Origin of the sequence: Asanoa ishikariensis, from assembly GCF_900107455.1 — a bacterium.
In the GTDB taxonomy this organism is placed as follows: domain Bacteria; phylum Actinomycetota; class Actinomycetes; order Mycobacteriales; family Micromonosporaceae; genus Asanoa; species Asanoa ishikariensis.
Genome location: NZ_FNQB01000001.1, coordinates 2,248,572 through 2,261,173 on the forward strand (window position 1 = coordinate 2,248,572; position 12,602 = coordinate 2,261,173).

Consider the following 12,602-nt stretch of genomic DNA (forward strand, 5'->3'; position numbering starts at 1 on the left):
ATCGGGCTGATCCTGGCGATCGCGGCAGGCGTCCTGTTCACGATGCGCCGCCTGCTTCGTCAGAAGGTGCTGGCATGAGCGTGATCGCACTGTCGGCCACCTCCGTCTCGGACCGCCTCCAGGACCTGATTCAGACTCCCGGTGTGCCGGCCGTGGCGTTCGTGGTCGCCTTCCTCGCCGGCGCCTGGCACGCCGTCACACCCGGCCACGGCAAGACCCTGGCCGCCGCCTACCTGGCCGGCTCCAAGGGACGCGTCCGAGACGCCGCCTGGCTCGGTGGCTCCGTCGCGGTCATGCACACCATCTCGGTCCTGGTCATTGGCGTCGCCTGGACGTTCCTGTCGCTGTCGGACGTCGTTCGGATGGAACAGCTCACCGCCTGGCTCCAGGTCGCCGCGGGCGTGCTCGTGGTGTGCATCGGCATCTGGATGCTGCGGCGCCACCTGCGCGGCCACAGCCACTCTCACGAGCATGACCATGACCATGACCACGGGCACAGTCATGGCCACACGCATGACCACCAGCACGAGCCATCGAAGCGGCCCGGCCTGTTGCTGCTCGGCGTCTCGGGCGGCCTCACGCCTTCACCGGCCGCGTTCCTGGTCCTGGCCAGCGGGCTGTTTCTCGGTCGTGGCGCGTTCGCCCTGCTGCTGGTCATCATGTTCGGGATTGGCATGGCCGTCGTGCTCTTCGGGGTTGGCGTTCTTGCCGTCGCGGGCAGCAGCATCATCAGCCGGAGTGCTCGTTCGATCAAAGCTCTCACGCTCGCCAGCCGGGTCACTCCGATCCTGGCCGCCGGCGCTGTCACCATCTTCGGCGCCGGCCTGGTCGCCGTCGCGGCGGTCCATCTCACGACCGTTTGACGCGGCGTCGAGGCTGAGGATCAGGCTGTAGTCGCGGAATCCCAGCGCGCGCCAGAACGCGAGGCCGCGCTCGTTGTGGACCAGGGCGTCGAGCTTGACGGGCTTGTCGCCCCAGCGTTCGAGCAGCGCGGTGAAACCGGCGCGGCCGAGGCCTTTGCGGCGGTGGTCGCGGCCGACGAAGAACTGGCGCACGTAGATGCCGTCCTCGTCATTGCGCCATACCGCGTACGCGACCGGCAGCCCGTCACGGTCGACGATCGCGACGGCGTACCGATCGCCGGAGATCCAGCGCCGCATCCGCGCTTCGAGGTCGGCGTTGGTGGCGGTGCTGTGATGGCGTTGGTCCTCGATCAGGTGTCGATTCAGCACCGCGAGGAGTGGGGCGTCGGCCAGGGCGGCCGGGCGGACGACGAGCGCCGTCATGGCGTGGTCGGGGGGCGCGGCGGGCTGGCGAAGACGATCGCCCCGGCGGCCATGCCGAGGGGTCGCCAGCCGCGGCGACGATAGAAGCCGACTGCGCGGGTCGCGGACGCGGAGGTCAGCAGCCAGGCTGATCGGCCGGCGACGACCGCGTCGAGCAGGGTCCGGCCGTTACCGACGCCTTCGGCATCCGGGCGCACGGCGAGCTCGAGGACTTCGAAGCACCCGCACAGGTCGTTCACTCCAGCGCCGAGCGCGGCACTGGCCTTGGGGTACGACCGTCCGGTCGGAAATGGTGCGGCGGTTGGGTAGCCGTAGGCGAAGCCGGTCAACGCGCCGGACCGGTCCCGCGTCACGGCGGCGGTGAAGTCCGGGCGGCTTGACTCGTCAGGCAAGCGAGCGGTGAAGGCGGCGATCGCGGCGCTGTCCTCGTTCCACGGCGGGCGGGAGAACACCGCGGCGTAAACCCGGGTGAGGTCCTCGGCCAGGGTGACGAAGGCGGTGGCCGGCACCGCCTCGATGGCCGTCGACCGGTTGCTCATGGGCTGCCAAGCGTGGAAGTGGCGGCGCCCACAAGGTTGAGGACCATCGCGGTGGGCGCCGCCCGACCCTGCGGCGGAGTCCGGCGGCAGGGCAGTCGGTGTGGAACGACCCAACCTTGCAGGTCCCCTGAGGAGGCGATCGGTGTGAGCGGCACGCCGGGCCGATCGGGTCGTTCCACGACGTTCACTATCCCGTTATTGCCAAGACTTTGCAACAACCAGGATGATGCAGGAGCACCGCACGCCCCTCGAACCCCGGAGTGCCCTGTGATCCGCCGTGTCCCCGCCGTCCTCGTCGCCTGCGCCCTCGCGCTCGCCGCATGCTCGACGAGCCCGACCACCAGCGGCGCCGCCGCCTCCAGCGCCGGGACGTTCGTCGTCGCCACCGCCGGCGAGCCGGACACCCTGAACCCTGTGCTCAACTACGGCGTCGACGGCGCCTCGCTGATCTTCGACGGGCTCGTCGCCCGCGACGCCGGCAATGCCCTCGTGCCGGGCCTGGCCGCCGCGCTGCCGACCGTCTCGCCCGACGGCAAGACCGTGACCGCGACGCTGCGCGACGGGGTCACCTTCCACGACGGCACCCCGCTGACCTCCGCCGACGTCGTGTTCACGTACCAGGCGATCCTCGATCCCAAGGTCGACTCGGTGATCCGGTCAGACCTGGACATGCTCGCGTCGGTCACCGCTCCCGACCCGAAGACCGTGGTGTTCACGCTCAGGTACGCGTACGCGCCGTTCCTGCAGCGTCTCGCGCTCGGCATCGTGCCGGCGGCCGCGCTGCGGGGCAAGGACGTCAACCAGGCCGACTTCAACCGCAAGCCGATCGGCACCGGCCCCTACCGGGTCGAGTCGTGGACGCCGGGCGACCGGCTCGTGCTCACGGCCAACAACACGTACTTCGGCGGCAAGCCCGCCAATGCGAAGGTGGTCGTCGCGTTCGTCGCCGACGACAACGTCCGCGCACAGCGGATGCGGGCCGGCGAGTTCGACGCCGCCGAACTCGCACCGAAGCTGGCGGCCGGGTTCGACTCCGTCGGCGGCTACCAGGTGCACAAGGTCGACACCGCCGACTACCGCGGCGTGATGCTGCCGATGGGTAACCCCGTCACCGGCGATCTCGCGATCCGGAAGGCGCTCAACTCCGCCGTCGACCGCACCGCGATGATCGGCGGGGTCCTCGGTGGTGCGGGCGAGCCGGCGTACGGGCCGGTGCCACCGACCTCCGAGTTCGCCGAGCCCACCGCCGCGGGCCGGCCGGGCTCCGATGCCGCCGCTGCGACCGCCGCGCTCGACGCCGGCGGCTGGGCCGCCGGTGGCGACGGGATCCGGGCCAAGGGTGCTCAACGGGCGTCGTTCACCCTGATGTACCCGGCCACCGACAGCCTGCGCAAGGAGCTCGCTCTGGCGGTCACCGCCGACGCGAAGAAGGTCGGCATCGAGATCAAGCCCGAAGGCCTGACCTGGGACGCGATCGACACTCGGATCAGCAAGGACGCGCTGCTGATGGGCTTCGGCACGCCGTACGACCCGGACTTCACCTCGTACAAGCTGTTCAGCTCGCAGTTCGCGGGGCAGGGCTACTTCAACCCGGGCCACTACAAGTCGCCTGTCGTGGACGAGGCGCTCCAGGACGGCCGCGATCTCGCCGACCCGGCCGCGCGCAAGGCCGCCTACAGCACCTTCCAGAAGCAGCTCGCCACCGACCTGCCCTGGCTGTTCCTGGCCTACCTCGAGCACACGTACGTCGTGAAGGATGCTGTCGCGGGTGTGCAGCCGCGGGTCGAGGCCCACGAGCACGACGTCGCCAACAGCATCTGGTGGAACATCCACACCTGGACGCGTAAGTGAGTCGTCGCTTCGTCGGCGCTGGACGAGTCGTCCGGCGCCGGCTGCTCGTCGCCGTGCCCATCCTGGTGCTCACCAGCATCGGCATGTTCGCCCTCGGCGCGGCGTCCCCGATCGACCCGGCCAAGCAGTACGCGGGCTCGGCCGCGTTCACCGCCAACCCCGACGTCCTCGCGCAGATCCGCGCCAACTGGGGCGTCGACGACCCACTGCCGGTGCAGTATTTCCGGTGGATCGGCAACCTGCTGCGCGGCGACCTGGGCTGGTCGACCAGCCGCCACGAGCCGGTGGCGTCGGTGATCGCCGCCCGGGCCGGGTGGACTCTGCTGCTGGTCTCGCTCGCCCTGGCCATCGTCCTGTTGGCCAGCCTGCTGCTCGGTGCGCTGGCCGCGTACCGGCGCAATGGCATCTTCGACCGTGCGCTGCGCGCCGCCGCGTACGCCATCGAGTCCATGCCCGTGTTCTGGATCGGCCTGGCCTCGATCGCCGTGTTCGCCCTCGCGCTGGGCTGGCTACCCGCCGGCGGCCTGACCGACATAACCGCCAGCGGCACCGGCTTCGGGGACGTGGCTCACCACCTCGTGCTGCCGGTGCTGGTGCTGGCCGTCTCGCAGGCACCCTGGTTCGTGCTGTTCGTCCGCGACGGCGTCGCCGACAGCCTCCGCGACGACCACGTCCTGGCCGCCCGCGCCCGCGGCCTACCCGGCCGGACTGTCCTGTTCGGACATGCGCTGCGCACCGCGCTGCTGCCGTTCATCACCCTGATCGGCACGCACCTGCCGGAGCTCGTCGGCGGGGCGATCCTGGTCGAGACAGTGTTCTCACTGCCCGGACTCGGCGGCGTCACCGTCCAGGCCGCGCTTGGCAGCGACTTCCCGCTCCTGGCCGCGATCACCCTGCTCACCACGGCCGCTGTGCTGACCGCCAACCTCGCGACGGATCTCGCTTATGCCGCCGCCGACCCCAGGATCCGCCTCGATGCTTGACGCCCTCCCCGGCCGCCGTATCTTGCGCCTGCGGCCCGGCCATGCGGGCACTCTCGTGGCCGCCACGGTCCTTACGGCCGCGATCGTCGCCTGCGTTCTCGCCCCGGTGCTGTGGCCCCTCGACCAGAGCGCCATCTCCCTGGACCAGACCCGCCTGCCACCATCGTGGGCACATCCGGCCGGCACCGACGACCTCGGCCGCGACGTCGCCCTGCGGGCTCTCTACGGCCTGCGCGTCTCTCTGCTGGTTGGCGCCGTCGCGGCGCTGGTCGCCACCGTGATCGGTGGAATCGTCGGCGGCATCGCCGGCACCCTGGGAGGCCGCGTCGACCGGCTCCTCATGCGGGTCGTCGACACCGTCGCCGCCCTGCCGCACCTGCTGCTGGGCATCTTCATCGTCGCGATGCTGCGGCCCAGCCTGGGTGCGGTCATCGCCTCGATCGGGGTGACGCATTGGCTGTCGACGGCGCGGATCGTCCGCTCGGAACTGCTGAGCCTGCGCAACCGGCCGTTCATCGACGCGGCCATCAGCGGCGGGGCCGGTCGCCGGCGCATCCTGACCCGCCACCTGTTGCCGCACGTACTGCCCCGGCTGGCCCTGGCGACCACCCTGATGATCCCGCACGCCGTCTGGCACGAGACCGCGTTGTCGTTCCTCGGGCTCGGCCTGCCACCGCACCTGGCCTCACTCGGCAACATGATCAACGACGGTCAGGGCTCGCTGCTCACCGGCGCCTGGTGGGCCAGCATCGCCCCCGGTGCCGTCATCGTCGTGGTCACCCTCGCCATCGCCGCCCTGGCCGCGCGGTGGCGCGAACACCTCGATCCACGGGTACGAGCGGAGCTGGAACTGTGACCACGCCACGCCTTTCGGTCGACGGGCTCACCGTCAGGTTCCGGCTGCGGACGGCGGTCGTACACGCCGTCACCGATCTGTCTCTGACCGTCCAACCTGGAGAGCTGCTCGCCGTCGTCGGTGAGTCCGGGTGCGGCAAGTCGGTGCTCGCGCACACGCTGCTGGGTCTGCTGCCCCGCAACGCCACCGTGTCCGGCCGTGCCGTTCTCGACGAGGACACGTCGTTGTTGACCGGACGGCTGACGGGGGTGCGTGGCCGGCGGGTCGGGCTCGTGCCGCAGAGCCCGGCCACCGCCCTCAACCCGGTGCGCACCGGGCGGCGGCTGCTCGAGGAGACGCTGCGGGCGCACGGCCGGCCACGCACCGACGCCGATCGGGTCGCCGCCGACGTCGGGTTCGACCCGATCGACCTCGACCGTTATCCGCACGAGCTTTCCGGCGGCATGGCGCAACGGCTGTGCACGGCGCTCGCGCTGGCACCCGAGCCGCCGCTGCTGATCGCCGACGAACCCACTACCGGCCTGGACCGGCCACTCGTCGACCACACCCTCGACCTGCTGCGCCGACGCTGCGACGCCGGCAACACGGTCATCCTGATCACCCACGACCTCACCGCAGCGCAGCGGGTCGCCGACCGCGTGGCCGTCATGTACGCCAGCCGAATCGTCGAGGACCAACCCACCAACGCCTTGTTCGCCACGCCCGCGCACCCGTACACCGCAGGTCTGCTCGACGCGCTGCCCGACCGCGGCTTCCGCGCTGTCCCCGGGCATCCGCCCATGCTCACCGCGCTCCCGGCAGGCTGCGCGTTCGCACCACGCTGCACCCGCGCGAACGACGCCTGCGCGACCATGCCGAACCTATCCGGCCCGGCCCGGTGTCACCATCCGCTCATCGAACAGGAGGTCGCGGCGTGAGCGAGCTCGCGGCACACGGCGTCAGCGTCGCCTACGGCCGGCAGCGGGTGCTCGACCAACTGTCCCTCCACATCGGAGCGGGCGAGACGGTCGGGCTACGCGGTGCCTCCGGAGGCGGTAAGTCCACGCTTGTGCGGGTGCTCGCCCTGGTACAGGCGGCCGACGCCGGCCACGTCAGTCTCGACGGTGTGCGGATCACGGGCGCACGCCATCACGTTCCGGCCGCCGCCCGGACCCGGATCGGCGTGCTGTTCCAGAGCCCACGCGGGGCCACCGACCCACGGCTGCGGCTCGACGACATCGTCGCCGAACCGCTCCGCGCCACCGGTTACCCGGATGCCGCAGTCCGGGAGCGGGTCAGTGAGCTGGCCGACCTGGTCGGGTTGACCCCCGACCTGCTCATCCGTCGCCCGCACGCGATCAGCGACGGCCAGCTCCAACGCGCCTGTCTGGCCCGTGCCCTCGCCCATCGCCCGGGCTACCTGCTCTGCGACGAGGCGACCGCGATGCTCGACGCCTCCACCCAGGCCCACGTCGCCCGGGTCCTCACCGATTACCAACTCGAAAGCGGTGCAGGCATCCTCGTCGTCAGCCACGACCAACCTCTGCTCACCCGATGGGCCGACCGCGTCATCGACCTCCAACCACAGACCCACGAACACCGCCACGCCGCGACTTCCGTCTGAAATGCACGGAGGAGGCTGCTGTCGGCCGCTTCCGGTACGGGAGCGGTTCGTCGGTGTCCTGCGGCGGCCCACCACTATCAGCTCGCTCAGGCCGCGGCGCGGTCGGTGAGGGGGCGGCGACGCAGTGCGGTGTCGGTCAGTGAACGCGGGGGCAAGGGAGCGTTGGGGTTGTACAGGTTAGTCCCGGGCGGCACGATCTCGTCGATCCGGTCGAGGGCCGCATCGTCCAGGGCTAGCGCGGCGCCCTTGAGGAGATCCTCTAGCTGCGGCATGGTCCGCGGGCCGATGATCGCCGAGGTGACGGCCGGGTGGGCCACGGTGAACGCGATGGCGAGCTGCGGAAGGGTGCAGCCGATGTTTTCCGCGAGTTCGACGAGCTGCTCGACGACGTCGAGCTTGGCGGCGTTTTCCGCGATCGTGGGATCGAATCGTTCCGGCCGGATTGCGGGACGGCCGGTTGCCAGGTCGATGGGCTGGTTCTTGCGGTACTTGCCGGTGAGGAACCCGAAGGCCAGTGGGCTCCAGACCAGCACACCCATCCTGTAGCGCTGGCAGACGGGCAGGACCGAGGCTTCGATCCCGCGGGCCAGGATCGAATACGGCGGCTGCTCGGTGCGGAAGCGTCCGAGGCCACGACGCTCGGAGACGTGATGCGCCTCGACGATCTCCTCAGCCGGGAACGTCGAGCAGCCGAAAGCGCGGATTTTCCCCTGGCGCACGAGGTCGCTGAGCACCGAGAGCGTCTCCTCGATGTCGGTCGCGTAGTCGGGGCGGTGGACCTGGTAGAGGTCGATCCAGTCGGTGTTCAAGCGCCTGAGGCTGTCCTCAACCGCCTTGAGGATCCAACGCCGCGAGTTGCCACTGCGGTTGCGGCCCTCGCCCATCTGGAAGTGCACCTTGGTGGCCAATACAACGTCATCACGGCGCCCCCGCAGCGCCCTGCCCACGATCTCCTCGGACTCTCCCTGCCCGTACATGTCGGCGGTATCGACGAAGTTGATCCCCTGATCCAGGGCGGCATGGATGATACGGACACAATCGTCGTGGTCGGAGTTGCAGCCATCCTGGAACATCATGGTCCCGAGGCAGTAGGCACTGACTTGAATACCAGTTCCACCGAGGGTGCGGTAGCGCATGGTGATGCGTCCCTTACTTATTCAGCCGTGATTACAGAGCGACAGACGCGTCGATTGCACGGGACCGTAGGATCTAGAGTCGGCTCTAGGTCAAGCCGCTGGCCTGAACGCTGAGCATCGGGCAGGTCGCAGAACGCACCGGCTTGAGCGTCCACGCGCTGCGCTTCTACGAGCACGAGGGCCTCTTCGTCAACCCTGTGCGACGCGTACCTGGCGGGCGCCGCCTCTACACCCAGGATGACGTGGACTGGCTCACCGTCTGCATCATCTTGCGCGCCTCCGGCATGCCCCTGCCGCGCTACGCCGATGCGCCGACCTCGTCCGAAAAGGAGCCGCCGGGTCGCTCTACCGGGTCGACTGGGACGCCGACAGTCGGTGATCGTTCGCGGGGCTACCCTGATGACAGCGCAACGCGCTGTTCGATCACGACCTTGCCCAACTTCTGATCATGGGTTTGGGATGTTCTGCGGGTTCCCGGCGGCGCACCAGGCTCGAACCGCGATGCAGGCTCTCTCTCTCTCTCTCTCTCGCACCGCCGCAGTGGCAGCCGTCGATAAGGTGCGTCGGACCGCTAGCTGGCCAGCCGCCATGATGCCGTAACGATCGCCAGGTCAGGGTTGATCGAATCACGTTCCCATGTTTGGCGTGACCCGCCCTCGATTCGAGCCTGCCCGAACTCGACTGCGGCACATGGTTGACCTGCGGTTGCAGAGTCGCATGGGCTGCGCTTGGGGCGCGTCTGCCTCGACCAGGTGGGCCGAACCTGCGCGCACCGGTTTGGCCGCGCTGCAGGAAGGGCGCACTGGCGCAGCTATTACGAGCGGTGCGACGGGGCCGTGAAGTCGCTCAGGGGTTTTATCACCGCGTTGTATAGGCAACCGCGCGGGCTGAGGTAAGCGCGATGTCGTAAATCATGTCTTCTTGGCCGCCAACGAGGCCGCGACGGCCGCACTCCATCAGGAGCTCGCGGACATCGACGTTGTATCTCTCGGCCGCGATCTCAGCGTGCGGTAGGAACGACGAGCAGACGCCTGCGCGTGGTGACGAAGACGTTGGTGACGAGCACCGCCCAGGATCAGGCCTGCGACGAAGATCTGCTTGCGCGGTGCCTAATCGGTCTTCCCGCAACACCTCGCGGGCACCTCAGTGTTCGGTGCTGAAGAACCGTAGCAACAGCGGGCCGACGGTCTGTGGGTCGACGACGTGATCCGGCACCTCGAGGGTCTCCCGTTGAGCGTGGGGTAGTAGGTCTGCGAGCTCGTCGGCTGCGCGGTCGAAGAAGTCCGAGGGCAGGCCTGCCATATAGGGGGCCGTGATCGGTCCTCCGGTGGTGACCAGGACCGGTTGGGTGACCGTTGCCAGTCGATCGGCCGGCAATTGGTAGCGGTTGAGGAAGACGCTGTCGTGGACCAGCGTGGGCGCGAGGGCGACCGAATGCGCCCAATGCGCCGTCTGCTTGCCTGCCGCTTTCCTGGCCGCGATGTTGTCGTCGGAGGCGCCGGTCATGCGCATGAACAGTTCGAGAACCTCCTCGTCTCGCCCGGCGTCGAAGGCGCGTCGGGTGTCTGCGATGTACTCCTCGAATCGCGGGCGTATGTCGTCTCCGACCGCGTAGGGCACCTCCCAGACGGCGATCGTGTCGATGGCTGACCCTGCCGCGGCGGCTTCCAGCGCCAGCGCGCCGCCTGAAGACGCCCCGAACAGGTGTGCCGAGCCGCCCGCCTCCGCGATCAACGCATCCAGGTCCTCGATCTCCCTTTCCACGGCGTACGGCTCGGTGAAGCCGCTCGCGCCGCGTCCCCGACGGGCATAGTTGTAGACCGTGAAGTGCTCGGCGAGAGCTGGCGCCAAGGGAGCGTTCTCCACCCCCTCGTCGAGTGCCCCGCCCACCAGAATGACGGCCGGACCGCTTCCTTCCCTGTCGTAGGCGATGGTGGTGCCATCGTTTGATGTCACGCGAAAGGCCATCTCGTTCATCTCACATCTCCGTTCGAGAGGTTTGTCTCAGCGCCTGAGCAGCGTGCCGACGACGGCCTCGGTGCGCGACCACCGCGCCCTTGCGATCACGGCCGCCACGACGAGAAAGGCGAGCGGCAGCCAAGGGCTCTGCTCGAGCACGAACTGATCGGTGATGACAGCACCGGTCAGCAATGCCGCCAACCCGAGACTGGCCAGGCCCGCCAGAGCCGGGATCAGAAGTCCAACCCCTCCCGCGACCTCCAGCGCTCCGACCAGGTACCGGAGCCACTGGCCAGCCCCGATGTCGGCGAACATGTCCACCATGACCGGGTCGCCGGCGAGCTTCGAGATTCCGCCGCCGGCGATTATCGCCGCCAGCACGACTTGCAGAATCCAGACCCCGATGCTGCTCGCCCGCCCGGGCGTGTGCGCAACGGTTTCCGAGTTGTTCTTGGGGATGGTGCTCATTCGGCTCTCCTTGTCGTGTCCGGGTCTGGTACCGGTGATGGCGTTGGCCGAGTGGGCCGGGTTGTCGGAGTTGATTTCGACCAAGTGCTCGCGGTAGCGGCATCTACTTCTTGTTGCGGTAGAGGACCATGGTGATGGGGCCGAAGACCGCGACGAGAAGTACGGACGAGACGAGCACCCAGCCGATTTCCCCGGCGGGCACCGAGCCGTGCATCAGGCCGCGTACCACGGTCGCCAGGTGGGTGATCGGGTTGACCTCGACGACCGCCTGCAGCCATCCGGGCATCGTCTTCGGGTCCACGAAGATGTTGCTCCCGAACGTCAGCGGGAACATCAGCATCATGCTGACCCCCGCCACCGAGTTCGGCGTGCGCAGGATCAGGCTGAGCATCGTCCACAGCCACGACAGGCAGAACGAGAACACCAGCAGCAGCGCCACCGACAGCACCACGCCGACCGCGCCACCCTCCGGCCGGAACCCGAGGACCAGGCCGAGCGTGATCACGATGGCCGACCCGATCGAGTAGCGCATCACATCGCCGAGCAGGGCGCCGACCAGCGGGGATGGTCGCCACACCGGGAGCGCCCTGAACCTGTCGAACACGCCCTTTTGAATGTCGGTGTTCAGCGTTATGCCGGTGTTCATGGTGGTCATGACGTTCGCCTGCACCAGGATGCCGGGCAGCAGGAACTGTAGGTACGCCTGTGTCGACCCGGCGAGCGCGCCGCCGAACAAGTAGGTGAACATCAGCGTGAACATGATCGGGAACATGGTCACGTCGACGAGCTGCTCGGGCACGTGTTTGATCTTCAGCAGCGCCCGCCAGCCGAATGTCAACGAGGTGAGCACCGGGCCGGGGCGAGACGGCCGCTCACCGGCCAACAGCACACTGCGCAGCGCGTCCTCGGTGACCGGCGCCGACGCCTGCTCCGCGGTCGTGGCATTCATGCGGCATCCTCCTCGGGTGTCTCCTCGGCGGCGTGTCCGGTCAGGGTGAGGAACACCTCGTCCAGGCTCGGCTGACCGAGCGCGAACTCGGTGACGTCGATGCCGCCGCGGGACAGCTCGGCCACGGAACGGGCGACCCGCTCGGGGTCGGAGATCCGCGCGGACAGCGCGGCCGGGTCAGCGGAGAGCTCGATCGGCACGTCGAGCGCAGCGGCGAGGACCCGTTCGGCCTCGGCCCGCTGCTCGGGCGCACGCAGGCGTACATGCAGCGAGCCCGCGCCGACCGATGCCTTGAGCTGGCCGCTCGAGCCCTCGGCGATGACCTTCCCGTGGTCGATCACCGCTATCCGGTCGGCCAGCTGGTCGGCCTCGTCGAGGTACTGCGTGGTCAGCAACACGGTGGCGCCCTCGGCGACCATGCCCCTGACGATCTCCCACACCTGGTTCCTGCTGCGCGGGTCGAGCCCGGTCGTGGGCTCGTCGAGGAAGATCAGTTCGGGGGTGACGACCAGGCTCGCCGCGATGTCGATGCGCCGGCGCATCCCGCCGGAGTACTTCTTCACCTGCCGATCGGCGGCCTTGGCGAGGCCGAACGCGTCGAGCAGGTCGGTCGCCCGCTCCCTGCCTCGGCGGCGTGAGTAGCCGAGCAGTCTGGCGAGCAGCAACAGGTTCTCCACCCCGGTGAGGTCCTCGTCGACCGACGCGAACTGCCCGGTGAGGCCCACCCTGCTCCGCACCGCCTGGGCGTCACGCACGACGTCGTAGCCGAGCACTTGCGCCTCTCCGGCGTCGGGGCGCAGGAGCGTGGCCAGCATGCGGATCGTGGTGGTCTTGCCCGCCCCGTTCGGACCGAGCACGCCGTACACGCCCCCGGCGCTCACGGCCAGGTCCACACCGGCGACCGCGTGGGTCGTGCCGAAGCTCTTCTTCAACCCTCTCGTCTCGATCGCGAGCTTTCCCATGGGTTCGATT

The 12,602-nt window shown here is 69.1% G+C and carries 13 protein-coding genes and 2 pseudogenes; 7 read left to right on the forward strand and 8 right to left on the reverse strand.

Going from position 1 to position 12,602, the window contains the following annotated elements:
• Positions 1-74 precede the first annotated feature (74 nt).
• A complete protein-coding gene (locus BLV39_RS10620) occupies positions 75-863 on the forward strand; it encodes a HoxN/HupN/NixA family nickel/cobalt transporter (protein ID WP_090789741.1) in 789 nt (262 codons plus the stop codon).
• A gap of 45 nt (positions 864-908) precedes the next feature.
• Here the strand turns inward: BLV39_RS10620 and BLV39_RS44735 are convergent.
• Positions 909-1,286 (reverse strand): annotated as a pseudogene (locus BLV39_RS44735) (GNAT family N-acetyltransferase); the annotation flags it as partial.
• Positions 1,283-1,825: a GNAT family N-acetyltransferase gene (locus BLV39_RS10630; RefSeq protein WP_090789745.1), complete on the reverse strand. Its 543-nt coding sequence runs from the start codon at positions 1,823-1,825 to the stop codon at positions 1,283-1,285. The gene BLV39_RS10630 and the pseudogene BLV39_RS44735, both read right to left, overlap by 4 nt.
• Before the next feature lie 267 nt (positions 1,826-2,092).
• Between BLV39_RS10630 and BLV39_RS10635 the strand changes: the two genes are divergently transcribed.
• From BLV39_RS10635 to BLV39_RS10655, 5 genes are read left to right on the forward strand one after another with little or no spacing between them, the layout of a single operon-like run.
• Positions 2,093-3,676, forward strand: coding sequence for an ABC transporter substrate-binding protein (locus BLV39_RS10635; protein WP_090789747.1), 1,584 nt, complete (start codon positions 2,093-2,095; stop codon positions 3,674-3,676).
• Positions 3,673-4,659: an ABC transporter permease gene (locus BLV39_RS10640; protein WP_090789749.1), complete on the forward strand. Its 987-nt coding sequence runs from the start codon at positions 3,673-3,675 to the stop codon at positions 4,657-4,659. The genes BLV39_RS10635 and BLV39_RS10640 overlap by 4 nt, the downstream gene beginning before the upstream one ends.
• Complete coding sequence (locus BLV39_RS10645) at positions 4,652-5,515, forward strand: ABC transporter permease (RefSeq protein WP_090791368.1); 864 nt, start codon at positions 4,652-4,654, stop codon at positions 5,513-5,515. The genes BLV39_RS10640 and BLV39_RS10645 overlap by 8 nt, the downstream gene beginning before the upstream one ends.
• The gene (locus BLV39_RS10650; protein WP_090789751.1) at positions 5,512-6,432 is read left to right on the forward strand and encodes an ABC transporter ATP-binding protein; all 921 of its coding nucleotides are present in this window, start codon (positions 5,512-5,514) and stop codon (positions 6,430-6,432) included. Before BLV39_RS10645 ends, BLV39_RS10650 begins: the two co-directional genes overlap by 4 nt.
• Positions 6,429-7,118, forward strand: coding sequence for an ABC transporter ATP-binding protein (locus tag BLV39_RS10655; RefSeq protein ID WP_176984839.1), 690 nt, complete (start codon positions 6,429-6,431; stop codon positions 7,116-7,118). Before BLV39_RS10650 ends, BLV39_RS10655 begins: the two co-directional genes overlap by 4 nt.
• Before the next feature lie 86 nt (positions 7,119-7,204).
• Here BLV39_RS10655 and BLV39_RS10660 read toward each other — a convergent pair whose 3' ends face one another.
• Complete coding sequence (locus tag BLV39_RS10660; RefSeq protein ID WP_090789753.1) at positions 7,205-8,254, reverse strand: aldo/keto reductase; 1,050 nt, start codon at positions 8,252-8,254, stop codon at positions 7,205-7,207.
• Positions 8,255-8,370: 116 nt separating this feature from the next.
• On the opposite strand from BLV39_RS10660, the gene BLV39_RS45100 reads away from it, so the two are divergent.
• Positions 8,371-8,700: a MerR family transcriptional regulator gene (locus BLV39_RS45100; protein ID WP_425304693.1), complete on the forward strand. Its 330-nt coding sequence runs from the start codon at positions 8,371-8,373 to the stop codon at positions 8,698-8,700.
• Positions 8,701-9,112: 412 nt separating this feature from the next.
• On the opposite strand, the pseudogene BLV39_RS44080 reads toward BLV39_RS45100, so the two are convergent.
• The 5 genes and pseudogenes from BLV39_RS44080 to BLV39_RS10690 all read right to left on the reverse strand — a co-directional run.
• A pseudogene (locus BLV39_RS44080) lies at positions 9,113-9,301 on the reverse strand (hypothetical protein); the annotation flags it as partial.
• 96 nt (positions 9,302-9,397) lie between these two features.
• Entirely contained in the window at positions 9,398-10,231 is an 834-nt protein-coding gene (locus tag BLV39_RS10675; protein WP_090789754.1) for an alpha/beta fold hydrolase, read from the reverse strand.
• A gap of 27 nt (positions 10,232-10,258) precedes the next feature.
• Positions 10,259-10,681, reverse strand: coding sequence for a DoxX family protein (locus BLV39_RS10680; protein ID WP_090791372.1), 423 nt, complete (start codon positions 10,679-10,681; stop codon positions 10,259-10,261).
• Positions 10,682-10,784: 103 nt separating this feature from the next.
• Complete coding sequence (locus BLV39_RS10685) at positions 10,785-11,630, reverse strand: ABC transporter permease (protein WP_090789756.1); 846 nt, start codon at positions 11,628-11,630, stop codon at positions 10,785-10,787.
• On the reverse strand, positions 11,627-12,592 hold the full coding sequence (locus BLV39_RS10690; RefSeq protein ID WP_090789758.1) for an ATP-binding cassette domain-containing protein: 966 nt from the start codon (positions 12,590-12,592) through the stop codon (positions 11,627-11,629). Before BLV39_RS10690 ends, BLV39_RS10685 begins: the two co-directional genes overlap by 4 nt.
• Positions 12,593-12,602 lie beyond the last annotated feature (10 nt).